We start from the raw sequence: 24,987 nt of genomic DNA on the forward strand, positions 1-24,987 counted from the left end.
CGGTGATGTCCTGGCCGAGCTGGCGCAGGCCGTCGGCCACGCCGATCTTGGGCTTGGCCACGAAATCGACCGCGCCGAGCTCCAGCGCCTTGAGCGTGACTTCCGCGCCGCGCTCGGTGAGCGTGGAAACCATCACCACGGGCATGGGCCGCAGGCGCATCAGCTTGCCGAGGAAGTCGATGCCGTCCATGCGGGGCATCTCGATGTCGAGCGTGATGACGTCGGGGTCGAGGCTGCGGATCATCTCGCGCGCGATGAACGGGTCTGCAGCTGCGCCGACGCAGACCATGTCGGGCTGGCGGTTGATGATCTCGCCGAGCAGGCTGCGCACCAGCGCCGAATCATCCACCACCACTACACGCGTCTTGATCATGCTGCGCCCTTGTCGCTGGTTCGGGTTCTCAGAAAAGTTCGACCGAGCCTGCGCCGCTGGCAGCAGGCAAGGGCTTGCGGGCGGCCGCGCGATCCTGCGCGACCAGCGCCTCGGGGTTGCTCGCCGCCAGGCGTTTCACCATCGCCTTGCCGCTGGCCGGAAAGAAGCAGACCTTGCGCGGATAGATGTCGAGAACGTCCATGCTCACCACGGGGATCCGCTCGGTCTTCAGATAGTCGAGCACGAAGGTGGTGTTGCGCTCGCCGACGTTGAGGCTTTCCATGCCGGAAATCACGGCGCCGCCGCCGAACACCTTGGCCTCGAGGGTCAGGCGGCTGGCACCGCGTTTGAGCAGCTCGTTGATCAGCAGCTCCATTGCGTAGGAGCCGTAGCGGCCCGAATCGAGGCCGGTGGCGGTGGCGCCCAGCTCGGGCAGCATGAAGTGGTTGAGGCCGCCGATGCGGCGCTCGCGGTCCCACAGGCATGCGGCGATGCACGAGCCCAGGGTGGTCAGGATCGCCAGGTCCTGGTCGTGCACGAAGTATTCGCCGGGCAGCACCTTGACCGCGTCGGCCCCGAAGTGCGGCTCGAAGAAGAAGAACGACGCTTCGCCCGGTTTGCGCGGCGCGGCCTTGAGCCGCTCCAGCTGCGACGCGTCGCGCGCGAAAGGCACGGGCGGGCGCCCAGACGAGGCGCCGTTCGCGCGGGGGAGGGGCGCCGTGCGGCTGCGGCTTGGCATCGACATGATGGTCAGCCGCCGACGCGCTCGTAAACCGTCTTGCCGCGCAGGCGGAACAGCTCGCGCATGTCGGTGAAATTTTCGGAGTGGCCGACGAAGAGCAGTCCGCCCGGCTTCATGGCGCGGTGCATGCTGTCGAGCACGCGTCGTTGCGTGGCAGCGTCGAAATAGATCATCACGTTGCGGCAGAACACGATGTCGAAGGGCTCGCCGAGCGACCAGCTCGGCGACATCAAATTGAAGCTGCGGAACTCGATGAGCCGCTGCAGCTCGGGCTTGACGCGGATGGCGCCCGCGTTCGCACCCATGCCGCGCAGGAAGTGCGCCTTGAGCCGCTCGGGCGTCAGGCCGCGCGCGTCGGCGTCGTAGACGCCGCGGCTGGCGGCGGCGAGCACCTTGGTGTCGATGTCGCTCGCAAGAATCTTCACGCCGGCCTGCTCGCCGAGCGTCTCGGCCACCGTCATGGCCAGCGAGTAGGGCTCTTCGCCGGTGGAAGCGGCGTTGCACCACATCCGCAGCGGCTTGCCGCGCCGCTGCTGCAGCGCCTGGGCGAGCAGCGGGAAGTGATGCTCCTCGCGGAAGAAGCTCGTCAGGTTGGTGGTCAGGCAGTTGACGAACTCCTGCCATTCGGCTTCACCCGCGCCGCCGCGCTCCAACTGCGCAAGGTACTCGGCGAACGAGCGGTGGCCCGTCTCGCGCAGGCGCCGTGAGAGGCGGCTGTACACCATCGCCTGCTTGCCGGGCTGCAGGCTGATGCCGGCACGCTGGTAGATCAGCTCTCGCACACGCTCGAAGTCGGGGCGATCGAAGCTGAACTCGCGATCGGGTGCGGCCGGCGCGGCCATCGCGGCATAGGGTTCGAGCAAAACGGGAGACAGCGCGGCGCTCATCGGCAAGGGGGCTCGGACAGGTCGAACGATCGGCCGCTGCCGCGGAGGCGGCACGGTTCGTGGTTCGTGGTGAGGTTCGCCGGCAGTTTGGCCGTCCACGGGATGTTCGGAGCCCGCGAGAAAGCAGGCGGATCGCGGCCAGTTCCCCGTCTGGCGGCGGGCGGGCACCGCTAGACTGCGGCGATCTTGAGCCTGCCCCGTCCCAATTCGCCTGAGGGCCTCCAGCTGGAGGCCGCGCTGCAACTCCTGCGCCGCGCGGGGCGTGCCCCCGCGCCCGGGCCGCGCGATAACGTCTGGCTGCAGCAGGTGATCGATGCGCTGTGCGATCTTTCCAGCCGCGACGCACTCACCGGCCTGGCCAACCGCCGCCAACTGGAAATGACGCTCGAGCGCGAGGCCGACCGCGTGGCGCGCTCGGGCGAATCGGCCCTGGTGCTCCTCCTCGACATCGATCACTTCAAGCGCGTCAACGACACCTATGGCCACGCCGTGGGCGACCTGGTGCTGCAAGCCGTGGCGGCCTGCCTGCAGCAGTGCGTGCGGCCGATGGACACGCTGGTGCGCTACGGCGGCGAGGAGTTCGCCATCGTGCTGCCGAGCTGCCCGCCGCTTTTCGGGGCAGCGGTTGCCGAGCGCATGCGCCGCACCGTCGAGTCGCATGTCATCCGGGACGGTGCCGCCACGGCATTGAGCGTCACGCTCAGCGCCGGCGGGGCGTTTGCGCCGCCCTGGGTGCGATCGTCGGCAAAGCTGTGGATGCAGCGCGCCGACGCGCAGCTCTACCGCGCCAAGGCCGAGGGCCGCAACCGCAGTTGTCTCGAGCCGGCCGCGGTGTCGCAAGTGAGCGCCGAAGAAAAAAGCCTGCTGTTCGCTGTCAGCGCCTTTGCCTCATTGGATGGCCCCAACGCGCTTCAGTCCGCTAGCCAGCCCTAACCAGCGACCCGTCGCCATGAACGCGCCCGCCTCTCCTGTAAATCCCGCCGCTTCGCGCGCGCGCATCCTCGCCGTGACCAGCGGCAAGGGCGGCGTCGGCAAGACCTTCTTCTCGGCCAACCTCGCCGCCGCCCTGTCCCGGCGCGGGCTGAAAGTGCTGGTGCTCGACGCCGACCTCGGTCTGGCCAACCTCGACGTGGTGCTCAACCTGCACCCGAAGGTCACGCTGCATGACGTGTTCACCGGCACAGCCACGCTGGAGCAGGCGGTGCTGTCGGCGCCGGGCGGCTTTTCGGTGCTGCTGGCCGGCTCGGGGCTGGTCGAGTATTCGCGGCTCACGCCGGAGGTGCGCGAGCGCTTGCTGGGCGTGATCGAAGAAGTGAAGCCGCGCTTCGACATGGTGCTGCTCGACACCGGCGCGGGCATCTCCGAAGTGGTGCTCTACACCGTCTCGCTGGCCGACGAGGTGCTCATCGTGGCCACTCCCGAGCCCACCTCCATGACCGACGCCTACGCAACGATCAAGGTGCTGGCCTTGCAGCAGTCGCGCCGTGAGCTGCGCCTGGTGGTCAACCAAGTGGCGCGCGGCGGCGACGGCCGCGGCGTGGCAACGCAGCTTCAGCAAGTCGTGGACCGTTTCGTGAGCCCGTCGGTCGAGGCGCCGGTGCGCATCAACCTGCTCGGCGACGTGCCTTACGACATCGCCGTGCGCGAAGCGGTCAAGAAACGCCAGCTCGTCGTCGAGACGCTGCCCGGCTCACCGGCGGCACAGGCGATCGTTGCGCTGGCGGCGCGTTTGAGTCCCTGATCGTCCGATCGCTTGCAAGCGCAAGCCGCGTCCTCACCTGTTCATTGCCATGTCCGCGATTCTTCCCGACCCTCGCCTGCGAGCCGACGCCAGCGACACACCGTATGCGCAACTCGGCGGCGAAGCCGCGCTGCGCGCCCTGGTCGATCGCTTCTACGACCTGATGGACCTGGAGCCCGGCTTGCGCGAACTGCGCGCGCTGCATCCAAGCACGACCGAAGGCTCGCGCGACAAACTCTTCATGTTCCTGAGCGGCTGGCTCGGCGGGCCGGACCTCTTCGTCGAGCGCCACGGCCATCCGCGGCTGCGCGCGCGGCATCTTCCGTATGCCATTGGCGTGCGCGAGCGCGATCAGTGGCTGGCCTGCATGGCGCAGGCGATGCAGGAATGCGGGGTCGATGCGGTGCTCGCCGAGCGGCTGAAGGCATCGCTCGCCAACACCGCGGACTGGATGAGAAACCAGGGCGTTTAGCTGGTGTTTCCCCTCTCCCTCTGGGAGAGGGCAGGGTGAGGGCCAGCCGGGCCGTCTTCGGCAGCCCGGAAGTCGCATCAGTTTCGGCCGGCCCTCACCCCAACCCTCTCCCAGAGGGAGAGGGAGAAGGAGAGTTGGCAGGCTTGGAGCCGTCGCCCAGCAGCACTACCAATGCCCCTGCGCCGCCCTCCGAACCCCGCGCCTGAACGAAAGCGAGCACCTCGCTCTTTTGCACCAGCCAACTCCGCACCTTGCCCTTGAGCACCGCCTGACGACCCGGCGAGCCGTTGCCCTTGCCGTGCACCACGCGCACGCAGCGCAGGCCGTGTCGGGCCGCGTCGCGCAGGAAGCCGGCCAGGCGCTCGCGGGCTTCGTCACGGCGCAGGCCGTGCAGGTCGAGCTGGGCCTGGATCGTCCAGCCGCCGCGGCGCAGTTTTTTCACCACGTCGATGCCGACACCGTCGCGGCGAAAGGACAGTGCCTCATCGGTATCGAGCAGTGATTCGACGTCGAAGTCGTCGGACAGCGCCTCGCGCAGCACCGCGGCCTCGTCGCGCTGGCGCTGCACCGGCACCGGCTCGGGCCGTGGGCGGGCCATCGCCGCGCGGGCCGCGGCCTTGAGCGGCGTGACCGGGCCGACGCTGTGCACGAACAGATCGCGCTCGCGGCGCAGCGCCATTTCGCGGGCAAGCTGCTGTGCTTCACGCAGCTTGCTTTCGCGCGCCGCCTCGTCGAGCTGGCGCTTGAGCGAGCCCAGCCCATGCAGGCCGGTGGACGGGGCGGCGGGGCGCTCACGCTCGCTCGCGCGGGACCTCGGGCCTCGACGGCGCAAGGGCGGTGCGTTCACAGCAAGCCCCGCTCGGCAAACGACACCACGCCGCCGCGCGAGACGACGAAGTGGTCGAGCACGCGCACGTCCACCAGCGCCAATGCGGCCTTGAGCGTCTGCGTGAGCACGTCGTCGGCCCGCGAGGGCTCGGCCACGCCTGAAGGGTGGTTGTGCGCCAGGATGGCAGCTGCAGCGTTGAGCGCAAGGGCGCGCTTGACCACCTCACGCGGATACACGCTGGCCTGCGACAGCGTGCCGCGGAACAACTCTTCGAAGGCGAGCAGCCGCTGCTGGCTGTCGAGAAAAAGCACCGCGAACACTTCGTGCTGCAAGCCGGCGAGCTGAAGCCGCAGGTAGTCCTTGACCGTCTGCGGCGCATCGAACACCGGCGCTGTACTCAACCGCTCGACCAGCGTGCGGCGCGCGATCTCCAGCACGGCGGCCAGCTCGGCGCGCTTGGCCGGGCCGAGCCCCCGCACGCGCAGCAGTGCCTGCGGCTCGGCCGCCATCAGGCCGCCGAGACCGCCGAACTGATCGAGCAGGGCCTGGGCCATCTGCAGCACGTCTTGCCCCGCCGTGCCGGTGCGCAGCAGCAACGCCAGCAGTTCGGCATCGGCCAGCGCTGCCGGCCCGCGGGCGAGCAGCTTTTCTCTGGGGCGCGCCTCGAGGGGCAGCTGATCGAACGACATGGCGGGAGGGCTCGGGTGAGGCAGGGCGCGGACGCGGCGCTTCGGCCCGCCGGCCGGTGGCCGACCCGGGAAAGCGGAGCGGCGTTTCTGGCAAGCCGGTGCCCCGCGAGGGGCGGAACGCAAAAACTACAATCGCTGCAGTCTATCGAAGCGAAAGCGCTGCCCTTGGAACAGCTTCAACAGGTTCGCTCGGGGTCTTTTCTGACCTTGCACTACCGGCTCGCCGGCCCCGATGGCGCGGACCTCATCAACACCTTTGGCGACAACCCCGCCACCTTGTCGCTCGGTTCAGGCGAGCTGGCGCCTGCCATGGAGCAGCGCCTGCTGGGCTTGACCGAGGGCGCCCGCGCGCGCTTCGAGCTTGCGCCGGGCGAAGCCTTCGGCGAGCGCAATCCCGAGCTGCTGCAGCGCGTGGCGCTGGCAGTGCTGCGCGAACACGGCGACCCGAACGAGACCTACAGCGTGGGCGATGTGGTGCAGTTCCCCACGCCCAGCGGAGAGGGGCGCTTCGCCGGCGTGCTGCGCGAGCTGGGCCCGCAGGACGAAGATTGGGCGCTGTTCGACTTCAACCATCCGCTGGCCGGCCGGCCGCTTTCCTTCGAGGTGCATGTGATCGGGGTGCTCGAATGAGCCTGGAACGAACAAGCGGCGAAGAACAAGGCGGCGTGACCGATGTGCTGCTGGCCGAGCCGCGCGGCTTTTGCGCCGGCGTGGACCGCGCGATCGAGATCGTCGAGCGCGCCATTCGCAAGTTCGGCGCGCCCATCTACGTGCGCCACGAGATCGTGCACAACACCTACGTCGTCAACGACCTCAAGACCAAGGGCGCCATCTTCATCGAGGACCTGTCCGACGTGCCGCCCGGTGCGACGCTCGTCTTCAGCGCTCATGGCGTGAGCCGCGCGGTGCGCGACGAAGCCAAGGCGCGCGGCTTCTCGGTGTTCGACGCGACCTGCCCGCTGGTGACCAAGGTGCACGTGGAAGTGGCCAAGCTGCACAAGGAAGGCTTCGACTTCATCATGATCGGCCACAAGGGCCACCCCGAGGTCGAGGGCACGATGGGTCAGCTCTCGGAAGGCATTCACCTCGTTGAAGACGTGCAGGATGTCGAGCGCCTGCAGATCGGTCAGCCCGAGCGGCTGGCGGTGGTGACGCAGACCACTCTGTCGGTGGACGACGCCGCCGAGATTCTGGCCGCCGTGAAAAAGCGTTTCCCGCAGGTGCGCGAGCCCAAGCAGCAGGACATCTGCTACGCCACGCAAAACCGCCAGGACGCCGTCAAGGTGCTGGCGCCGAAGGTCGACGTGCTGGTGGTCGTGGGCAGCCCGACCAGCTCCAACAGCACCCGCCTGCGCGAGCTGGCCGAGCGGCTCGGCACCCCGGCCTACATGATCGATTCGGCGGAAGAGCTGCAGCCCCAGTGGTTCGACGGCCACGGCCGCGTGGGCCTGACCGCAGGCGCTTCCGCGCCCGAGCTGCTGGTGCAGCAGGTGATCGATCGGCTGCGCGCGCTCGGTGCGGTGTCGGTGCGCAAGCTGACAGGCGTTCAGGAGAACGTGCAGTTCCCGCTGCCTTTGGGCCTGGGCGACAAGTCGATGCGAGGCTTCGAATAACGCCATGCTCGATATCACCTTGCTGCGCAAAGACCTCGACGGCGTCGTCGCCCGCCTGCAGGCGCGCCAGTCGCCGCAGCCTTTTCTCGACGTGGAGCGATTCACCTCGCTGGAGGCCGAACGCAAGGCCCTCCAGACCCGCACCGAAGAGCTGCAGGCGCGGCGCAACCAGCTTTCCAAGCAGATCGGGCAGCTCAAGGCCAAGGGCGAGGACACGGCTTCGGTGATGGCCGAAGTGGCCGGCCTTGCGGATGCGCTGAAGACGGGCGCCGAGCGGCTGGAGGCGATCCAGACCGACCTGCACGCACTGCTGATGGCCCTGCCCAACCTGCCGCAGCCGAGCGTGCCGGTCGGCGCCGACGAGGCCGGCAACGTCGAGGTGCGGCGCTGGAGCCCGCAGGGCGACGCGCCCCGCCGCTTCGACTTCCCGCCCCGGGACCACGTCGAGCTGGGCGCGCCGCTGGGTCTGGATTTCGACACCGCGGCCAAGCTGTCCGGCGCGCGCTTTTCCTTCCTGCGCGGGCCGATCGCGCGGCTGCACCGCGCGCTGGCCGCTTTCATGCTCGACGTGCAGACCGAGGAGCACGGATACACCGAGTGCTATACGCCGTACATCGTCAACGCGGAATCCTTGATTGGCACTGGGCAACTGCCGAAATTCGAGGAGGACCTGTTTGCCGTTTCGCGTTCAATGTTCCGGCTGCGCGAACTGGCTGCGCTCGGGAGCGGTGAGCCAGTGCAGGCGATCAAGGACATCGGCAGCGTCCTGAATTCCGAGAAGTTCTATCTGATACCAACGTCGGAGGTTTCGCTCACCAACAGCGTGCGCGAGCAGGTGCTCGACGCGGCGCAACTGCCGATCAGGCTCACCGCTCACAGCCCGTGCTTCCGCTCCGAGGCCGGCAGCGCCGGGCGTGACACGCGCGGCATGATCCGCCAGCACCAGTTCGACAAGGTCGAGATGGTCCAGATCACAACGCCTGACACCAGCGATGCGGCGCTCGAGCAGATGGTGGGCCATGCCGAGGCGATCCTTAAGAAGCTCGAACTGCCTTATCGCGTGGTGCTGCTGTGCAGCGGCGACATGGGCTTCGGGGCGGCCAAGACCTACGACCTCGAGGTCTGGCTGCCGGCGCAGAACACCTATCGCGAGATCAGTTCGTGCTCCAACTGCGAGGCCTTCCAGGCGCGCCGCATGCAAACGCGGTTTCGGGCCGCGCCGGGGAAGAACGAACTGGTGCACACGCTCAACGGGTCGGGTCTGGCGGTGGGCCGTACGCTGGTCGCGGTGCTGGAGAACGGGCAGCAGGCCGATGGTTCGATCGCTGTGCCGGCGGTGCTCCGGCCTTACCTCGGGGGCACCGAGGTTCTGCGCGCCTGATCCCCCTGATCCCCTATACTTCGCGGCTTCGCCGAACCCGGCGAGACCACGGTTTTTATCATCTGGAGAGGTGGCAGAGTGGTCGAATGTACCTGACTCGAAATCAGGCGTGCGGTATCCCCGCACCGAGGGTTCGAATCCCTCCCTCTCCGCCAAACCTGCAGCGAAAACAACAACTTAGGCCGCTTTCCGAGCGGCCTTTTTGTTGGCCGTAGCGGTCTCCGACCTATTTTTTTTGTGGGGCCGCATCTGCCGCCGACCAATGGGCTGCGCCGTTCACCATTCCGCTCCGATCGGCGCTGAATCGGGTGGGGTTCAGGGACTGCAAATCCCCGAAAATCTCCACGCACACACGCTAACGACAAAGGTAGATGTTCCATGAACGATGCAGCTTGCTCGCCATCACTGCCCGACCGTCTTTCGACGGACCCGCGCAGTCCTCATCACGTCGCTGCAGTTTTCGAACGTGCCATCGGCATTCGCCTGAATGGAAACGAGCGCTCGGATGTCGAGGAGTACTGCGTCAGCGAGGGTTGGGTGAAGGTGCCGGCGGGCAAGACTCGCAACCGAGCGGGTCAACCATTGATGATCACGCTGAAAGGCAAGGTCGAAGCGTTCTATCGCTGAACGCTTCGGTACATCGTCAGCTGCGCCGAAGCTCACGGCCGCTGCCCGCCGCCCGGCCGATGGCGCGGCGCCCTCGTCTTGAAGTGCTGCTTGATCTCCTCGGTGAAACGCGTGCGCGAATGGCTCGTGCGCTCGATGAGGCCGACGTGGCGCTGGATGCGGTTGCCGGGCACGGGGACGACTTCCAGGTCGCGGTCGTGATCCCAGTCGACGTTGTCGAGCTGCGGCACGATCGACACGCCGAAGCCCTGCCGCACGAGTGCGACGATGGCCTCCACGGAATTGAGCTCGAGGCTTTCGTTGACCGTGACGCCGGCGCGCGACAGCACCTGCTCGACGAGCTGGCCGGTCCAGGTGTCGCGGTCGAAACGCAGGTAGGGCGCCTGGCGAAGCGTGTCGTGCGCCTGCAGGCCCATCTTGAAATGCGGCCGGCGCGGCACGATCAGGATCATCGGTTCCGAATACAGCGGCGTCCACTTCACGCCGGTGGGCAGGGCGCGCGGAGGCTGTGTCACGACGGCGGCGTCGAGTTCTCCGCGCTCGACCTTCGGTGCGAAATCCGCCGACAGGCCGGCAAACAGCTTCACTTCAAGCCCGGGGTGCTCTCGCTTGAGCGCCCACAGCGCATCGGCGAACGCGCCCATCAGCGCCGAGACCAGCGCGCCGACCACGACGGTACCCGACAAGCCGTCGGTGTCGACCGTGGCGAGCGCTTCGTAGCGGCGCACGAGGTCGGTGATGGGCGCGACCGCCAGCCGGCCGGTGGTGTTGAGCACGACCCCGCGCCCGGCCCGATCGAACAGCGCCTGCCCGAGGTCTTCTTCCAGGGCGCGCATCTGCAGGCCGACGCCGGCGGCCGTCAGCCCGATCTCCATGCCGGCTGCAGCAAAGCTGCCGTGCTTGGCGACGGCCAGAAAAGTCTTGAAGACGCGAATCGAGGGCACGGCGGACTCGGCACCTGAAAGGGCGGGCTCTGGGTGAGGGGCAAGGAGCAGGGGCAAGGAGCAGGGGCGAGGGGCAAGCGTCACGCAAGGCGTTTGCGCGCCCCTCGAGACTCTTGCGCAAGGCTTTCACACTCCCGCGGCCGGCTCTCTTTGTAAAGCATTCCTTGTCTTTCAGCGAAGTTTTATTCGCTTTTCATTTCGCTTTGTCTCATCAATCATTGCTCCTTTGTTGGGCCTACAGCGCAGTCGATGACGAAGAACCTCACGGTCAGGATCTGGCGAGGCAAGGAGCGGGGCGAGTTCACGAGCTATCAGGTGCCGCGCCTGGAAAGCCAGACCGTGCTGGACATCGTCACCTACGTCCAGCGCAATCTCGAGCCTTCGCTCGGCTACCGATTCGCCTGCCGTGTCGGCATGTGCGGCTCGTGCGCGATGACGGTGAACGGCGTTGCACGTTGGACCTGCCGCACGCATGTGGCCAAGGTCGTCACAGGCGACCAGCTCGAGATCGCTCCGCTGGCGAACCTGCCGGTCGTCAAGGACCTCGTCACCGACATGAGCGAGTTCTTCGACAAGTGGGCCAAAGCCAAGGGCAGCTTCAAGGGCAAGCGCACCCGTGCCGATGATTTCGAGCCGGTGAAGCCGGACTCGCCCGAGCGCAAGGCCGCCGACGCGGGCGTCGAATGCATCGGCTGCGGCGTTTGCTACGCCTCGTGCGATGTCGTGAGCTCGCGGCCCGACTACCTCGGCCCGGCGGCGCTGAACCGCGCCTGGACGCTGGTCAACGATGTGCGAGACACGCAGCAGCTCGAGCGGCTGCGGGCCGTCGCCGGCGACGCCGGCTGCCACGCCTGCCACACGCAGGGTAGCTGCACCGTGCACTGCCCGAAGCAAATCTCGCCGACTGCCGGCATCGCCGGGCTCAAGCGGGTGGTCGGTCGTGCCGCCGTGCGGGGCAGACTGTGAGCCGCTCACAGGCCGGTGCGTATTCCGTCGCGGGTTGCCCGACGTCGCCGGCGAGCGGGAAAGCTCGATGAGCACCGACGCTGTCGCCGAGGCGCGCCGCTGGTACCTCCAGCGCATCAGCGCCATGATGCTCGCCGTGTGCGTGCTGGTGCACCTGGCGGTGATGATCTACGCCGTGCGCGGCGGCCTCAGCGGCAGCGAGATCCTGGGGCGCACGCAGGGCAGTTGGAGTTTCGGCGCCTTCTACGCGTTGTTCGTCGTCGCGTGCGCGGTGCACGTCCCGCCGGGGCTGGCCAATGTTGCCGTCGAATGGCTGCGCTGGCCGGCGGCGCGTGCGCTGCTCGCCGCAAGGCTGTTCGGGCTGCTGATCCTCGTCACCGGCCTGCGCGCGGTGTACGCCGTGGTGGCGACATGAGGCATCCGTCGTCCCCGTCGAGCGGGCGGCTCGCATGAAAAGATCCAACGACGCACGCGCCCGCGGCCATGCCGCGTACTGGGCTTTCGTTGTGCACAGAGTCTCGGGGCTGCTGCTGGCGTTGTTTCTGCCGCTGCATTTCTGGGTGTTGGCGCAGGCGCTGCATGGCCACGCGGCGTTCGACCGTTGGCTGCGCCTGGCGGACATGCCGCTGTTCGAGTTTGCCGAGTGGGGCCTGGTCGTGCTGCTGTCGATGCACATGGTCGGCGGCGTTCGTCTGCTGCTGATCGAGTTCACGCCCTGGAGCGGTTTGCGCAAGAACTGGATCGCCGGCGCGGCGGGTTTCTCGGTAGCAACCGGGATGGCGTTTGCGTTGGCCTTGGTCACATGATGTCGGGCGAGCCGCGCCATCCCGGTACGGCACCCTTGGAGAGGACAGATCGATGAAATCCACGCCTGTATTGCGATCGCGTTCGAAGCGGCTTATGTTGGTCGCCGCTTGCAGCCTTGCATTGCCCTTCGCTGCGCCGCTGCATGCGCAGACCGCATGGCCGACCAAGCAAGTGAGGATGATCGTGCCGTTCGCGCCCGGCGGCAGCACCGACGTGGTCGCGCGCATGCTGGCGCAGCGTCTCTCCGACAAGTGGGGCCAGACGGTGGTGGTGGAAAACCGTTCCGGTGCCGGCGGCAATATCGGCTCCGATGTCGTCGCCAAGGCGCAGGGCGACGGCTACACGTTGCTGATGGCCTCCGGCAGCATCACGATCAATCCGCATCTGTACGCGAAGATGCCGTTCGACACCGAGAAGGACCTGATGCCGATCAGCAACATCGCCAGCGGCCCGATGCTCGTCGTCGTGCAGGACAAGTCGCCCATCAAGTCGATGAAGGATCTGATCGCGACCGCGAAGGCCAAGCCCGGTGCCTTGAGCTTCGGTTCGGCGGGCGTCGGCAGCCAGGTGCACCTGGCCGCGGAGAACTTCGCCGATGCCGCCGGCATCGATATTCAGCACGTGCCCTACAAGGGCGAAGCGCCGGCCTATACGGACCTGATCGGTGGCCAGACGCAGCTCATGGTCGGCAACATCGCCGTCGCCGCTTCACTCCTCGGCCCGGACCGGCTGCGTGCGTTGGCGGTCACCGGCAAGGAACGCTCGAAACTGCTGCCCGATGTGCCGACGGTGGCCGAGAGCGGCCTGCCGGGTTTCGAGAACACCGGCTGGTTCGGCTTGTACGCGCCGGCCGGCACGCCGCCCGAAGTGATTGCCAAGGTGCAGCGCGACAGCGCCGAGGTGTTGAGGAACACCGAGATCAAGGCACGCCTTTTTGTGCTCGGCATGGTGCCGGTCGGCAACACTCCGGCTCAACTCGACAAGCAGATGGACACCGAGTCCGTCCGCTGGGCGCAGGTGGTGAAGAACCGGAACCTGAAGACGAAGTGAGTTTGCTGTCCGGCAGCACCGCCATCCACGAGGAGTCGAAACCTTGAAGATCGATCTGCAGCGCGTCGAGGACGCAGCCAAGGAGTTGTACATCCGCGCGCTGAAGGTGCTGCCGCCGGACATCAAGCAAGGCTTCGACCGTCTCGCCGCAAGCGAGACGGCGCCGACCGCCCAGCGCGTGCTCGGCACGATGCTGACCAACATCCGCGTGGCCGAGGACACAGACAACCTGCTGTGCCAGGACACCGGTGTGCCGATCTACAACGTGGCGATCGGCCGCGGCATCGAGCTCGACGGCCATGCGCTCAAGCAGGCGGTGCGGCGCGGCTGCGAGCGCGCCACGCGCGAGTACCCGCTGCGCTCGTCGGTCGTGCACCCGCTCACGCGCAAGAACGAGCACACCTCGTGCGGCATCGAGGTGCCGGTGATCCACATCGACTTCATCGACGTGCCCGACCGGCTCGAGATCGAAATGATCCCCAAGGGCAGCGGCTCGGAGAACAACTCCTTCCTGAAGATGGCGATCCCGGCCGAAGGCATCGACGCGATCAAGGCCTTCGTGATCGACTGCGTGCTCGCCGCCGGCGGCAAGACCTGCCCGCCGACGATCGTCGGCGTGGGTCTGGGCGGCACCTCGGACCTCGCGGTGGCGCTGGCCAAGCGCGCGGCAACGCGCGAGTTGGGCAGCGTGTGCAGCGATCCCGATGGCGCCGCGCTGGAAGCGCAACTGTCCAAGGCCGTCAACGAACTCGGCGTCGGGCCGCAGGGGCTCGGTGGCGACTCGACCGCGTTCGCGGTACAGATCGAACTGGCCGGGACGCACATCACGATGAATCCGATCGCCGTGAACATGCAGTGCCATTCGGCGCGTCGCGCGCGCGCCACGTTCACGCCGGACGGCGTGAGCTACGGCTTCTGAAGGAGCAGGCCGCCATGGCGCACCACGAACTCACGACACCGGTCGATGAAGCGCAGGTCAGGCGCCTGCAGGTCGACGACACGGTCACGCTGCAGCACACGTTGTTCGGCATCCGCGACGCGACGCAGATCCACATGTTCGACCGCGGGCGCAGGACGCGCTTCGACCTGCGCGGCCATGCGGTGATCCACACCGCGCCGAACGTCAAGCGCGTGCCCGAAAGTTCGGAGCACCCGGCCGGCTATGCGCCGGTGTGCATCGGCACCACCACCTCCGACCGCATGGAGCGCTTCACGCGCCCGCTGATGACGCGCGAAGGCGTCCGCCTCATCATCGGCAAGGGCGGCATGCGCGACGAAACGCTGGCCGCGTTCCGCGAGATCGGCGGCGCCTACCTGGCGATCGTCGGTGGCACTGCGGCGCTGGAGACGACGTGGATCGAACAGATCGAGGACGTCGACATGGACGACCTGAATCCGGAGTCGCTGTGGCGCTTCAGGATCCGCAACTTCGGCCCGCTGCTGGTGGCGATGGACAGCCATGGCAACAGCCTGTACGACGTTGTCATGAAGGACGCAAAGGACCGTCGAACCCAGGTGCTCGCGAGCCTGGGAGTGAAGGCGTGAAGTACCGGCGCATCCAGACGGATGTCCTGATCCTCGGCTCCGGCGGCGCGGGCCTCTTCGCAGCGCTGCATGCTCATGCCGCCGATCCCTCGCTCTCGGTCACGGTGGCCGTCAAGGGGCTGCTCGGCAAGTCGGGTTGTACGCGCATGGTCCAGGGCGGCTACAACGTCGCGCTGGCCGAAGGCGATTCGGTCGAGCGCCATTTCATGGACACGATCGAGGGCAGCAAGTGGCTCGCCGATCAGGAACTCGCGTGGACGCTGGTCGAGCAGGCGGTCGTGCGCATCCGCGAACTCGAGAACGAGCTCGGCTGCTTCTTCGACCGCAACCCCGACGGCACCGTGCACCAGAAAGCGTTTGCCGGGCAGACCTTCGACCGCACCGTGCACAAGGGCGACCTGACCGGCATCGAGATCATCAACCGCCTCGCCGAGCAGGTCTGGGCGCGCGGCATCGGGCGCCTCGAGGAACACCGGGCGATCGAGCTGGTTCGCACGGCCGACGGCAGCGCCATCGCCGGCGTACTGATGATCGACATTCGCAGCGGCGAATACGTCTTCGTCCAAGCCAAGGCCGTGCTGCTGGCCACCGGCGGCGGCCCGACCATGTACAGGTACCACACGCCCTCGGGCGACAAGAGCTGCGACGGCCTCGCGATGGCGCTGCGTGCCGGTCTGTCGCTGCGCGACATGGAGATGGTGCAGTTCCACCCGACCGGCCTGCTGGCCGGCTCTGGCACGCGCATGACGGGCACTGTGCTCGAAGAAGGCCTGCGCGGTGCGGGCGGCTACCTTCTCAACGGCGGTGGCGAACGCTTCATGGCCCGTTACGACGCACGCGGCGAACGCGCCACGCGCGACATCGTCTCGCGTTCGATCTTCACCGAGATGCGCGCCGGCCGCACCTCGCCCAACGGCGGCGTCTTCATCGAGATGTCGCACCTCGGCCCCGACAACGTGCGCCGCCAGTTCAAGGGCATGGTCGAGCGCTGCGCCGACTGCGGTTTCGATCTGGCGGGCGGACGGGTGGAGGTGGTGCCAACCGCTCACTACCTGATGGGCGGCGTGGCGTTTCGCCCCGACTGCTCGACCGCGCTCACCGGCCTGTTCGCCGCCGGCGAAGACACCGGTGGGGTGCATGGCGCCAACCGGCTGGGCGGCAACGGCGTCGCCAACTCCACCGTCTTCGGCGGCATCGCGGGCGACACGATGGCCGCGTGGGTCCGCCGCAACGGCGGCTGGCGAGAGCCGGACGAGGTGGCCATCCGGCAGAGCATCACCGCGCATGAAGTGCCGTTCCAGCAGAAGGCCGGCAGTACCGAAGCGATCCGCGAAGAGCTGTTTGCCTGCATGTGGGAAGACGCCGGCATCCTGCGCACCGAACAGGGCCTGCGGCGCGCGCAAACGAGGCTGATCGAACTCGACGCCGAACTCGCGCGCACCGGAGTGTCTGCGGACGACCGCACGTTCAACGTGAGCTGGCACGAATGGCTCAATCTGAAGAGCCTGATCGACGTGAGCCGCGCCATCACGGTGTCGGCACTGGCCAGAGAGAATTCGCGCGGCGCGCATTTCCGCGAGGATTTCCCGGAGGTCGGCGACCTCGAAACGTCGACCTTCACTGCCGTGCGCCGGCAGGGCGCGGAGCTCGAGGTCCGCCACGAGCCGGTGCACTTCACGAAGATCAGGCCGGGCCAGAGCCTCATTTGATGGATCCGACGCTGCCGGCCTACGTCGGCATGGCGGCCGTCGTGTTCCTCGCCTACACGGTGTTCGGCCTCACCGGCTTCGGCTCCTCGATCGTCGCGGTGCCGATCCTTGTTCAGTTCGTTCCGCTGAGCTTCGCCGTGCCGCTGGTGCTGCTGTTCGACCTGGCGGCGACGTCGGCGGTGGGCGTGAGCAACTGGAAGCAGATATCCCGCATGGAGTTGCTTCGCCTGCTCCCATGCATGCTGATCGGCATAGCGATCGGCGCGATTGCGCTGGTCGGCGTGCAGGCCCGGTGGCTGCTGCTCACGCTGGGCGTCTTCGTGCTCGCGACCGCGACGTGGAGCCTCGTCGCGCCGCCGGCTCGCCACGCCATCGGCACGCTGTGGGTCGTGCCGGCTGGTCTTGTCGGTGGCGTCTTCAGCGCACTGTTCGGCACCGGTGGGCCGATCTACACCATCTATCTGGCGCGCCGCATCCAGGACGCCGGGTCGCTTCGCGCGACGATGTCCGCGGTCGTCCTGATCAGCGCGCTGTGCCGGCTCGCCGCCTTCGCCGGCGTCGGGCTCCTGCAGCAGGACCACTTGCTGCTCAGTGGCTTGTGGCTGCTTCCGGCCTGCGCCGCGGGTGTGTTCGCAGGCAGCAGGCTGCGTGGTGTACTGCCGCCCGCACGCGTCAAGCAGGCGCTCTTTGTCGTGCTGATGCTCGGCGGCGCAGGCGCCATCGTGCGGGCGTTGTCGATGTAGCGGAGAACAGGCGGCTCAACGCCGACTGACCGCGGGCGCAGGCAGGCCTTCGATCATGAGGTTGAGACACGCGGGCAGCCTGCTTTGCAGCGCGCGCTGGGCCGCTGCCGCTACCTGCCCCGGGTCGGTGACGAGTTCGCCATGGCCGCCGAAGCCGGCCGAGACCAGGTCGTACCGGGTGGGAAGCAGGTCGCAGCCGACCAGTCGCTGGGCACCGTAGTCGCGAAGCTGGATCTGATATTCGGCGTTCCAGCGAGCATCGTTGCCGACCACAGCGACAAACGGGAGCTGGTAGCGAACAGCCGTGTCGATCTCTGCGGCATGGAAGCCGAAGGTACCGTCCCCCAGCACTGCGACGACCGGTGCATCGGGTTTTGCAACGCGCGCGGCCAGCGCAAACGGCAGCGCCGCACCGATGGCACCTGCTACGCCGTTGATGACACGGTTCGGCGCTTTCAGGCAGGCCTGCGCCCACTGGCCGATCTCGCCGCCATCGGAAACGAAGACGGCATCGGGATGCCTGTCGAGCAGGCTTTGCAGAGGCCGCAAGGCCTGCACGGGATGCATGCGGCCGGGTTCGGCGGACGACGCCTCGGTCCAGCTAGGCGGTCTGAAAGCAACCGCATCACGGACCTCGCCTCGCCAGGCGGAAGGGCCGACACGCTGTCGCGATGCGAGTCCGGTCAGCGCGGCGATCGACGACGCGGCATCGGCGACTGCGACGCCTTCCAGCCGCGAGCCGACCGCCCTGCGAGTGCGATCGAGTTCTTCGGTCTCGGCATCGATCTGCAGAAAAACGCAGTCGGCGTGCAAGGCCGGCGCCTGGCCGAAGCGCAGGGTGAAGTCCAGGCGCTTGCTCAACAGCAGCACGCAGTCGGCCTGGGCGAGCACCTCCGCGAACGCGCCGAGACTCGGGTCCTGGATGCCGCGGGGGCTTTCCATGCCGATGACCGGGATGCCGGTCGCGTCTTCCAACGCGGCCAGGCGTTGGCGGCTCTCTTTGCTGAGACTGGCTGGTCCCACGAGAACGAGAGGCCGCTTTGCCGCGCCAAGGCATTCCAGCATGGAAGCCGCGATGCTCGGATCGAGGGACATTGCCGTGGCCTTGGATTGCGCCGCGTCGGGCAGGCCGGCGGATTGCGCCTCGGCTTCGATCACGTCGGTGGGCAGGCTCAGGTGCACCGGCCCGGGACGCCCCGAAAGGGCCGTGCGCACGGCCCGAGCGAGGTCGCTTGCCAGCGCATCGGTTCGTTCGCTCGTCCAGCTCGCCTTCGTGACCGGACTCGCCAGGTCGGCCTGCCGCATTTCCTGAAAGGCGCCCATGCCGATCTGCTTGATCGGCGCATGCCCGGAGAGCAGGACGACCGGGGACTCCGACATCTGCGCCGTGTACAGCGCAGACACGGCATTTGCATGCCCCGGTCCCCCGGTCACCATCGCGATGCCCGGCTCACCGGTCAACCGCGCATAGGCATCGGCCATGTGTACCGCCGCCGCCTCGTGCCGCGTGTGGATCAGACGCAGGCCCGCGTCGAGTGCGGCGTCGAACATCGGCATGATGTGATTGCCCGACAAGGTGAAGATCTGCCGAACGCCGATGCTGGCCAGCGATGTCATCAACGCATCGGCACCTCGAAATTTGCCTCGGGTCATTGTGCTTTCCAGTCTGAAGGGGCTTGGCAATCGCAGGTTGCGCGGCCTCGCGCAGGCTACTTCTTGCTGTCGATGATATTGAGCTGCTCGCCCAGCGACCGATAAAGCTCGTGCTGTTTGCGGGCGAACTCCTTCGTCTCGCCGGGCGTCGTCACATACGGGATGGAGCCCGTTTGCGCGGTGCTTTTCAGCCATTTCGGGTCTTTCGAAACGGTCTTCAGCACGGACACCCACTTGTCACGCACGTCGTCGGGCAATCCCGGCGGGCCGAAAAGGGCGCTCCAGCCGACGATGAGCTCCATGTCCTTGAAGCCGAGTTCACGGGCGGTCGGCACATCGGGCAAGGGCTCGATGCGCTCGGCGGTGGTGACCATCAGCGCACGCAGCTCACCACTCTTGATCAGGCTGAGGAAGGGCCCGAGGCTGCCGCAGGAGAATTCGGTCTCGTTGCCCATCAGCGACATCGTGGTGTCACCTGTGCCTTTGTAGGGAATCTGCGTCGGCACCTGGTCGGTGACCTTCAGCAACCTGAACAACTGGCGCGGGCCCATGTCGTTCGTCGTCAGGCTGCCGGCCGTGGCGTAGTTGAGCGTCTTGCCTTTGGTGCGGATGGCCTGGGCGAGGTCCTCGAACTTCTTGTAAGGCGACTTCGCATTGACGACGCAGCCGTAGGGGTTGAGCTCCAGCGTGCCGATGAAGGTGTAGTCGTCCCACTTGTACTTCGTCGAGGTCGGCTCGATGGCCGGCAGGATGGATTGCGATCCCGTTCTCGCGAGCAGCAGCGTGTAGCCGTCGGGTGGGGCGGCGACCACCTGGGCGGACCCGATCACGCCGCTGGCGCCGACCTTGTTCACCACGACGATCGTTTGACCGAGGACGTCCTGTGCGGCAGCGGCCAGGCCGCGCGCGGCGAGGTCGGCGTCGCCGCCCGTGCTGTAGGGCGAGATCAGCGTGACGGGGCGGTTGGGATACGAGCTTTGCGCGAAGGCGGTGGTGTTGACCGAGAACGTCGCGGCGATCGCTGCGCCGGCGAACAGTCGGGACATCAGGCGTCGGGATCCGTATTGCATGGTTTTGTCTCCAGGTGAATATCGGTCGAGGTGGGGCGGGCTTGTCTTGGCTATCTGTCGTTCTTCATCGTGCGTGCTTCCTTCGTCTTCATCGTGCGGGGTGGCGCTGATCCTCGAGCACCATCACGCAATCCACGGCGATCGGCCCATCGGCGCCGACCAGCACCGGGTTCAGATCGAGTTCGGCCAGCAAAGGGTGCATCGCGGCCGCCCAATGCGAAAGTCGGGAAAGCATGTGTGCGATCGCTGTGCGATCCACGGCAGGCTGCCCGCGCACGCCGTCGAGCAAGGCGGTCATGCGCAGTTCGCGAAGCATCGCTTGTGCTTCGTCGGCATCGAACGGCGCGTGGCGGAACGCCACGTCCTTCAGCACTTCGACCAGCACGCCGCCCAGTCCGACCATGACGATCATGCCGAACACCGGATCGCGCTGCACGCCGACGACGAGCTCCAGATGCCCCTGCGCCATGCCTTGCACGAGCACGCCTTCGAGGCGCGCATGGGGCATCGCCTCGCGAGCGCGCTGCATCAGGGTCCGATAAGCCTCGCGCACCGCGCCTTCGTCGTTGAGCTTCAGGATCACGCCGCCGACTTCGGTCTTGTGCGTGATGTCGGGCGACTCGATCTTCAGCACCACAGGCGAACCGACGGCGCGCCACTGCGCGACCGCCTGGTCTTCATCGCGCGCCAGCGACACCGCTGCCATCGGCACGCCGGCGGCGCGCAGCCATTCGGTCGCCTGAACGCTGGGTTGCACGCCGTCGACGATGCCGCCTGCGGTGGCATCGACAGGCATGATGTGCAAGGCCTTTACCGCGGCGGATTTGTCAGCGAGCGCCTTGCGCTGGAACGCGTGGTGCCGGGCCAGCGCGGCTGCCGCCTCCACCGCGCGTTCCCCCGCGGTGAACACGACGATGCCCTGGGCGCGCAGCTTTTGCATGGCATCGGCCGGCGCGGCGACCCAGCAGACGAAGAGCGGCTTGGTCGTGCGATCACGGATCTCGCAGAAGATGTGCACCAGGGTATCGACGTGCGCCGTCATCAGCTGCAGCCAGACGATCCCGATGTGGATGTTCGGATCGTCCAGCAGCGCCACGACCGACTCGCGCAGCAGTTCGGGACGCGCCACGAACTGGCCGGTCACATCGACCGGGTTGCCTGCGGCACCGAACGCGGGCATGACCTCTGCCAGACGCGATGTCGTTGCAGGCGTGAGCTCGGGCACCACGAGGCCGACTTCTTCGGCACGGTCGGCCATCATCACTCCGGCGCCGCCGGACTGTGTCGCGATCCCCAGGCCGTTGCCGCAGGGACAACGGTCCTGGCTGAGCGCCTCCAGCATGTCGAGCATCTGCTCTTCGTTGCGAGCCCGCAGCACGCCGTACTGGCGGATCACAGCGTCGAACACGGCGTCGGTGACGGCCAGTGCGCCGGTATGCGACGCCGCGGCGCGCTGGCCCGAGGCCATGCGGCCGACCTTGGTCAGCACCAGCGGCTTGTTCAGTTCGCGGCAGCGCCGGGCCAGGCGGATGAGCGAGGCCCCGTCGTCCAGGCCTTCCAGGTAGCCGGCCGCCACCCGGATGCGCGGATCCTCGATCACGCTCAGCATCAGCTCGCTGAAGTCAAGGTCGGCCTGGTTGCCGGTGTTGATGAAGTAGCCGAGGCCCAGGCCGCGCTCGCGCGCCAACGCTGCAATCGCGGTCCCGAATGCGCCGGACTGTGTGACGAAGGCGATCGGTCCCGGCCCGGTCTCGCCGTCCGCGTACTGGCTGAAGGTCGCGTAGACGTTCTCGAAGGCGTTGACGAAGCCCAGGCAGTTGGGGCCGCACAGCACCATGCCGTGCGAGCGGGCGCATTCGGCCAGCGCGTGTTCCATCGCCAGGCCCTCGGGCCCGGTTTCACCGAAGCCGGAGCTGAAGATCACGGCAGCGCGCACGCCGCGTTGGCCAAGCGCGTCGATGCTCTTGAACACCTCGCTCGCCGGCACCGCCACGATCGCGAGATCGGCGGCCTCGGGCAGGTTCGCGACTGTGGGGTAGCAGGTAAGCCCCGCGATCTGCGCGTACTTGGGGTTCACCGGCAGGATGCGCCCCGTGTAGCCCTTGTCCATCAGGTGCTTGAGCGGTCGTCCGTTGATCTTGGAAAGGTCGGACGAAGCGCCGATCACGGCGATCGACCGGGGATGGATCAGTGCGGCGATCGCATCGGCGCGATGGCAGGGAAGGGGAGTCATGGCGCGCATTTACTTGAAGGCGGAGATGCCCGTCTGCGCGCGGCCGAGCACGAGCGCATGGATGTCGTGCGTGCCTTCGAGCGTGTTGACGGTTTCCAGATTGAGGACGTGTCGAATCACGTGGTACTCGTCGGAGATGCCGTTGCCGCCGTGGATGTCGCGCGACATGCGCGCGATGTCCAGCGCCTTGCCTGCGCAGTTGCGCTTGAGCAGGGAGACCATCTCGGTGCTCGCCTTGCCTTCGTCGCGTAGCCGGCTCAGGTGCAGGCAGGCGATCAGGCCGAGGTTGATCTCGGTCTGCATGTCGGCCAGCTTCTTCTGCACGAGCTGGTTCGCGGCGAGCGGCCGGCCGAACTGCTTGCGGTCCAGTGCGTACTGGCGTGCCGCGTGCCAACAGAACTCGGCCGCACCCATCGCACCCCAGCAGATGCCGAAGCGCGCATTGTTCAGGCAGGCGAAGGGGGCGGCGAGGCCGTCGGCGCCGGGCAGGCGCTGCGCCTCGGGCACGAACACGTCGTCCATGTGGATCTCGCCGGTGGGCGATGCGCGCACGGAGAACTTGCCCTCGATCTTGCTGGTCGACAGGCCCTTCATGCCGCGCTCGAGAACGAAGCCGCAGACCTTGCCGTCGTCGTTCTTGGCCCACACGATCATCAGGTCGGCGATCGGCGCATGGGTGATCCAGGTCTTGTTGCCGCTGAGGCGCCAGCCGCCCTCGACCTTGCGCGCGCGGCTGATCATCGAGCTCGGGTCGGAGCCGTGGTCGGGCTCGGTCAGGCCGAAGCAGCCGAGCTTGTCGGCGCGTGCCATCGCCGGTAGGTACTTCTCGCGCTGCTCCTGGCTGCCGAACAGGTAGATCGGCATCATGCTCAGCGTGCTCTGCACGCCGAGTGCGGAGCGATAGGCCGTGTCCACGCGTTCGAACTCGCGGGCGATCAGGCCGTAGCCCACGTAGCTGATGCCGGCACAGCCGAAGCCGTCGATGGTCGCGCCGAGGAAGCCGAGCTCGCCCATCTCGCGCATCACTTCGATGTCGAAGCGCTCGTGGCGGTGCGCCTGCAGGATGCGCGGCATCAGGCGCTCCTGCGCATACTTGTGCGCGCTGCCCTGGATCATCACTTCTTCGGGCGTCAGCAGGGAATCCAGGCGCAAGGCGTCCTGCCAATCGAAGGCCACGTCCTGCATGGCGGCCTTGCGCAGGGTCGCTTCGTCGGGCGCGGCGTTCATGCAGGGCGAGCCTCGGGGGCGGCTTGCTGCGAGGGCCGGAATTTCGGGATGCCGGCCTCCTCGCTGATCGCTTCGAAGTACGCCTCCACGCGCATGCCGATGCGGAGTTCATCGGGCTTGCAGTGCGTCACCTGGCCGTACATGCGCGCGCCGTCGTCCAGGTCGATCAGGCACATCAGCACCGGCAATTCGGCCTGCCAGCCGGAGAAGTTCATGGCCACCGAGCGCGACACGGTGTACGAGTAGACGGTGCCGAAGGGCTTGGCCTCCGTCCATGCAAGCTCGCGGCTGCCGCACTCGATGCACCACGGCTTCGGATGGAAATTGAAGGTGGCGCAGCGCGGGCATTTCTGCAGCATGAGCTTGCCGTTCTTCGCGCCCGTCCAGAAGGGGCGAGTCAGGTCGGTGATGACGGGCAGCGGTTTGGAGAGGGCGGTCTCGGTCATGTCATTGCTCCGTTCCGAGAACCAGGGAAATGCAGCTGCGGCCCGGGCGCCCGTACGGGATGCCGCCGAAGCCGCAGGCCGTGCCGACCGTGGCGTTGGGCACCTGCCGTTCGCCGGCCTCGCCGCGCAACTGCGTGACGGCCTCGACGAGCGGCATGAAGCCGCCGATCGCCCCGCCGGGCTGGCCGCCGGAGAGCTGACCGCCGTCTGTGGACATCGGAAAGTCGCCGTCGAAGCTCAGGTCGTGGTCTTCGACGAATTGGCCGCCTTCGCCTTTCTTGCAGAAACCGTGGTCCTCGATCGTCATCATCGCGATGAAGGGGTAGTCGTCGTAGGGCTGCAGGAAGTCGATGTCCTGGTGTGTCACGCCGGCCATCTTCATCGCCTGAGGCGCGGCCTGGACAAAGCCGGTGGCGGTGATGTCGGGCAGGGTGCGCGAGCCGTGGTAGTAGTTGTTGGCTTCGCCGAAGCCGCGCAGGTACACCGGGCGGTCGGTGAGCGTGCGCGCCGTCTCGGCCGAGGTCACGATGTAGGCCAGGCCGCCGTTGACGATCGGCACGCAATCGAGCAGACGGATCGGGTCGGAAAGCATTCGCGACTCGAGGTACTCCTGCACCGTGAACGGCTTGCGGTAGATGGCGCCCGGGTTCAGCGAGGCGTGAAAGCGTGCATTGACGGCGATCTTGCCGAGCTGTTCGAACTTCAGCGCGTGCTCGTGCATGTAGCGCTTTTGCACCAGCGCGAACTGCGCGCTCGCGCCCATGACGCCGAAGGGTCCCTGGAAATCCCAGTAAACGCCGCGGGTGCGCTCGGGAGAAAGCGGCAGCCCGGGGGCGACCGACGGAATGTTCAACGGCGTGTCGGCGCCGACCACGAGCACGCGATCGACGATGCCCGCACTGATCATCGCGGCCGCGCGGATGAGCATCGACGAAGCGGAGGCCCCGCCCTGATCGCCGCGTATCAGCGCCTGCGGGCTGATGCCCATGTTTTCGGCCACGGCTGCCGACCAGTTGACGGTGTGCGCGACCTCGGCGTGCGCCACGCCCAGGCCCTGACCGTCGAAGTCGTTCTTCGACATGCCGGCTTTTTGCAGCGCGAGGTCGGCGGCCCAGGCGATGTAATCGTCGGCCGTCAGCACGGGCTCGCCGGGCTTGGCTCGGCTGTAAGGCGTTCGGCCGTAGCCGACGATGGCGACGTCTGGGCGCATGAAGCTCGTTCCTTGAAAAGTGGATGGCGT

The 24,987-nt window shown here is 67.3% G+C and carries 27 protein-coding genes and 1 tRNA gene; 16 read left to right on the forward strand and 12 right to left on the reverse strand.

The window, feature by feature from the left end; genetic code table 11:
- The 3 genes from H0W40_RS07180 to H0W40_RS07190 form a co-directional block, all read right to left on the reverse strand.
- Nucleotides 1-373, reverse strand: a 373-nt coding sequence (locus H0W40_RS07180; RefSeq protein ID WP_292444762.1) for a response regulator, incomplete at its 3' end; no start/stop codon positions are given.
- Between the two features lie 28 nt (nt 374-401).
- Nucleotides 402-1,118, reverse strand: coding sequence for a chemoreceptor glutamine deamidase CheD (cheD, locus tag H0W40_RS07185; protein ID WP_292444765.1), 717 nt, complete (start codon nt 1,116-1,118; stop codon nt 402-404).
- A 5-nt stretch (nt 1,119-1,123) separates the two neighbouring features.
- Entirely contained in the window at nt 1,124-1,957 is an 834-nt protein-coding gene (locus H0W40_RS07190) for a CheR family methyltransferase (RefSeq protein ID WP_292444838.1), read from the reverse strand.
- Nucleotides 1,958-2,188: 231 nt separating this feature from the next.
- Between H0W40_RS07190 and H0W40_RS07195 the strand changes: the two genes are divergently transcribed.
- The 3 genes from H0W40_RS07195 to H0W40_RS07205 are packed head-to-tail and all read left to right on the forward strand — an operon-like array spanning nt 2,189 to nt 4,215.
- Complete coding sequence (locus tag H0W40_RS07195) at nt 2,189-2,935, forward strand: GGDEF domain-containing protein (protein ID WP_292444768.1); 747 nt, start codon at nt 2,189-2,191, stop codon at nt 2,933-2,935.
- A 16-nt stretch (nt 2,936-2,951) separates the two neighbouring features.
- Nucleotides 2,952-3,743 (forward strand): MinD/ParA family protein, encoded by a 792-nt coding sequence (locus H0W40_RS07200; protein WP_292444771.1) that lies wholly within the window; start codon nt 2,952-2,954, stop codon nt 3,741-3,743.
- Nucleotides 3,744-3,792: 49 nt separating this feature from the next.
- The gene (locus tag H0W40_RS07205) at nt 3,793-4,215 is read left to right on the forward strand and encodes a group II truncated hemoglobin (RefSeq protein ID WP_292444774.1); all 423 of its coding nucleotides are present in this window, start codon (nt 3,793-3,795) and stop codon (nt 4,213-4,215) included.
- Nucleotides 4,216-4,309: 94 nt separating this feature from the next.
- On the opposite strand, the gene H0W40_RS07210 is transcribed toward H0W40_RS07205, so the two are convergent.
- Both H0W40_RS07210 and radC read right to left on the reverse strand, forming a co-directional pair.
- A complete protein-coding gene (locus H0W40_RS07210) occupies nt 4,310-5,062 on the reverse strand; it encodes a Smr/MutS family protein (protein WP_292444776.1) in 753 nt (250 codons plus the stop codon).
- Nucleotides 5,059-5,733 carry a DNA repair protein RadC gene (gene radC, locus H0W40_RS07215; RefSeq protein WP_292444779.1) on the reverse strand — a complete coding sequence of 225 codons (675 nt, stop codon included), beginning with the start codon at nt 5,731-5,733 and terminating at the stop codon, nt 5,059-5,061. The genes H0W40_RS07210 and radC overlap by 4 nt, the downstream gene beginning before the upstream one ends.
- 165 nt (nt 5,734-5,898) lie before the next feature.
- Between radC and H0W40_RS07220 the strand changes: the two genes are divergently transcribed.
- The 5 genes from H0W40_RS07220 (at nt 5,899) to H0W40_RS07240 (ending at nt 9,354) form a co-directional block, all read left to right on the forward strand.
- Nucleotides 5,899-6,363, forward strand: coding sequence for an FKBP-type peptidyl-prolyl cis-trans isomerase (locus H0W40_RS07220; protein WP_292444781.1), 465 nt, complete (start codon nt 5,899-5,901; stop codon nt 6,361-6,363).
- Nucleotides 6,360-7,346, forward strand: coding sequence for a 4-hydroxy-3-methylbut-2-enyl diphosphate reductase (ispH, locus tag H0W40_RS07225; protein ID WP_292444784.1), 987 nt, complete (start codon nt 6,360-6,362; stop codon nt 7,344-7,346). Before H0W40_RS07220 ends, ispH begins: the two co-directional genes overlap by 4 nt.
- 4 nt (nt 7,347-7,350) lie before the next feature.
- On the forward strand, nt 7,351-8,727 hold the full coding sequence (gene serS / locus H0W40_RS07230) for a serine--tRNA ligase (protein WP_292444787.1): 1,377 nt from the start codon (nt 7,351-7,353) through the stop codon (nt 8,725-8,727).
- 64 nt (nt 8,728-8,791) lie between these two features.
- Nucleotides 8,792-8,882, forward strand: a tRNA-Ser gene (locus H0W40_RS07235).
- 223 nt (nt 8,883-9,105) lie between these two features.
- Nucleotides 9,106-9,354, forward strand: a complete 249-nt coding sequence (locus H0W40_RS07240) for a DUF3297 family protein (protein ID WP_292444789.1) — start codon at nt 9,106-9,108, stop codon at nt 9,352-9,354.
- Nucleotides 9,355-9,386: 32 nt separating this feature from the next.
- Here H0W40_RS07240 and H0W40_RS07245 read toward each other — a convergent pair whose 3' ends face one another.
- The gene (locus H0W40_RS07245; RefSeq protein WP_292444791.1) at nt 9,387-10,298 is read right to left on the reverse strand and encodes a LysR family transcriptional regulator; all 912 of its coding nucleotides are present in this window, start codon (nt 10,296-10,298) and stop codon (nt 9,387-9,389) included.
- 249 nt (nt 10,299-10,547) lie between these two features.
- Here H0W40_RS07245 and H0W40_RS07250 point away from each other — a divergent pair, with 249 nt between their 5' ends.
- The 8 genes from H0W40_RS07250 to H0W40_RS07285 all read left to right on the forward strand — a co-directional run bounded on the left by H0W40_RS07250 (nt 10,548) and on the right by H0W40_RS07285 (nt 17,118).
- Nucleotides 10,548-11,264 (forward strand): 2Fe-2S iron-sulfur cluster-binding protein, encoded by a 717-nt coding sequence (locus tag H0W40_RS07250; protein ID WP_292444793.1) that lies wholly within the window; start codon nt 10,548-10,550, stop codon nt 11,262-11,264.
- Nucleotides 11,265-11,331: 67 nt separating this feature from the next.
- The gene (locus H0W40_RS07255) at nt 11,332-11,679 is read left to right on the forward strand and encodes a succinate dehydrogenase (protein ID WP_292444795.1); all 348 of its coding nucleotides are present in this window, start codon (nt 11,332-11,334) and stop codon (nt 11,677-11,679) included.
- 34 nt (nt 11,680-11,713) lie between these two features.
- Entirely contained in the window at nt 11,714-12,070 is a 357-nt protein-coding gene (sdhC, locus tag H0W40_RS07260; RefSeq protein ID WP_292444797.1) for a succinate dehydrogenase, cytochrome b556 subunit, read from the forward strand.
- Nucleotides 12,071-12,164: 94 nt separating this feature from the next.
- Complete coding sequence (locus H0W40_RS07265; RefSeq protein ID WP_292444799.1) at nt 12,165-13,121, forward strand: tripartite tricarboxylate transporter substrate binding protein; 957 nt, start codon at nt 12,165-12,167, stop codon at nt 13,119-13,121.
- A gap of 43 nt (nt 13,122-13,164) precedes the next feature.
- The gene (locus tag H0W40_RS07270) at nt 13,165-14,040 is read left to right on the forward strand and encodes a fumarate hydratase (protein ID WP_292444801.1); all 876 of its coding nucleotides are present in this window, start codon (nt 13,165-13,167) and stop codon (nt 14,038-14,040) included.
- A 14-nt stretch (nt 14,041-14,054) separates the two neighbouring features.
- Nucleotides 14,055-14,666: a fumarate hydratase C-terminal domain-containing protein gene (locus H0W40_RS07275; protein WP_292444803.1), complete on the forward strand. Its 612-nt coding sequence runs from the start codon at nt 14,055-14,057 to the stop codon at nt 14,664-14,666.
- Nucleotides 14,663-16,375, forward strand: a complete 1,713-nt coding sequence (locus tag H0W40_RS07280; protein WP_292444804.1) for an FAD-binding protein — start codon at nt 14,663-14,665, stop codon at nt 16,373-16,375. Before H0W40_RS07275 ends, H0W40_RS07280 begins: the two co-directional genes overlap by 4 nt.
- Complete coding sequence (locus tag H0W40_RS07285; RefSeq protein WP_292444806.1) at nt 16,375-17,118, forward strand: sulfite exporter TauE/SafE family protein; 744 nt, start codon at nt 16,375-16,377, stop codon at nt 17,116-17,118. The genes H0W40_RS07280 and H0W40_RS07285 overlap by 1 nt, the downstream gene beginning before the upstream one ends.
- Nucleotides 17,119-17,133: 15 nt before the next feature.
- On the opposite strand, the gene H0W40_RS07290 is transcribed toward H0W40_RS07285, so the two are convergent.
- The 6 genes from H0W40_RS07290 to H0W40_RS07315 all read right to left on the reverse strand — a co-directional run bounded on the left by H0W40_RS07290 (nt 17,134) and on the right by H0W40_RS07315 (nt 24,957).
- Nucleotides 17,134-18,771, reverse strand: a complete 1,638-nt coding sequence (locus tag H0W40_RS07290) for a thiamine pyrophosphate-binding protein (RefSeq protein WP_292444807.1) — start codon at nt 18,769-18,771, stop codon at nt 17,134-17,136.
- 56 nt (nt 18,772-18,827) lie between these two features.
- Nucleotides 18,828-19,841, reverse strand: coding sequence for a tripartite tricarboxylate transporter substrate binding protein (locus tag H0W40_RS07295; RefSeq protein WP_292444808.1), 1,014 nt, complete (start codon nt 19,839-19,841; stop codon nt 18,828-18,830).
- A gap of 88 nt (nt 19,842-19,929) precedes the next feature.
- Entirely contained in the window at nt 19,930-22,074 is a 2,145-nt protein-coding gene (locus H0W40_RS07300; RefSeq protein ID WP_292444809.1) for an acetate--CoA ligase family protein, read from the reverse strand.
- 9 nt (nt 22,075-22,083) lie between these two features.
- Complete coding sequence (locus H0W40_RS07305; RefSeq protein WP_292444840.1) at nt 22,084-23,259, reverse strand: acyl-CoA dehydrogenase; 1,176 nt, start codon at nt 23,257-23,259, stop codon at nt 22,084-22,086.
- A 38-nt stretch (nt 23,260-23,297) separates the two neighbouring features.
- Nucleotides 23,298-23,747, reverse strand: coding sequence for a Zn-ribbon domain-containing OB-fold protein (locus tag H0W40_RS07310; protein WP_292444811.1), 450 nt, complete (start codon nt 23,745-23,747; stop codon nt 23,298-23,300).
- A gap of 1 nt (nt 23,748) precedes the next feature.
- On the reverse strand, nt 23,749-24,957 hold the full coding sequence (locus H0W40_RS07315; protein WP_292444813.1) for a thiolase family protein: 1,209 nt from the start codon (nt 24,955-24,957) through the stop codon (nt 23,749-23,751).
- Between the last annotated feature and the right edge of the window lie 30 nt (nt 24,958-24,987).

It is taken from the genome of Methylibium sp. (genome assembly GCF_013817345.1).
Lineage (GTDB): Bacteria > Pseudomonadota > Gammaproteobacteria > Burkholderiales > Burkholderiaceae_C > Methylibium.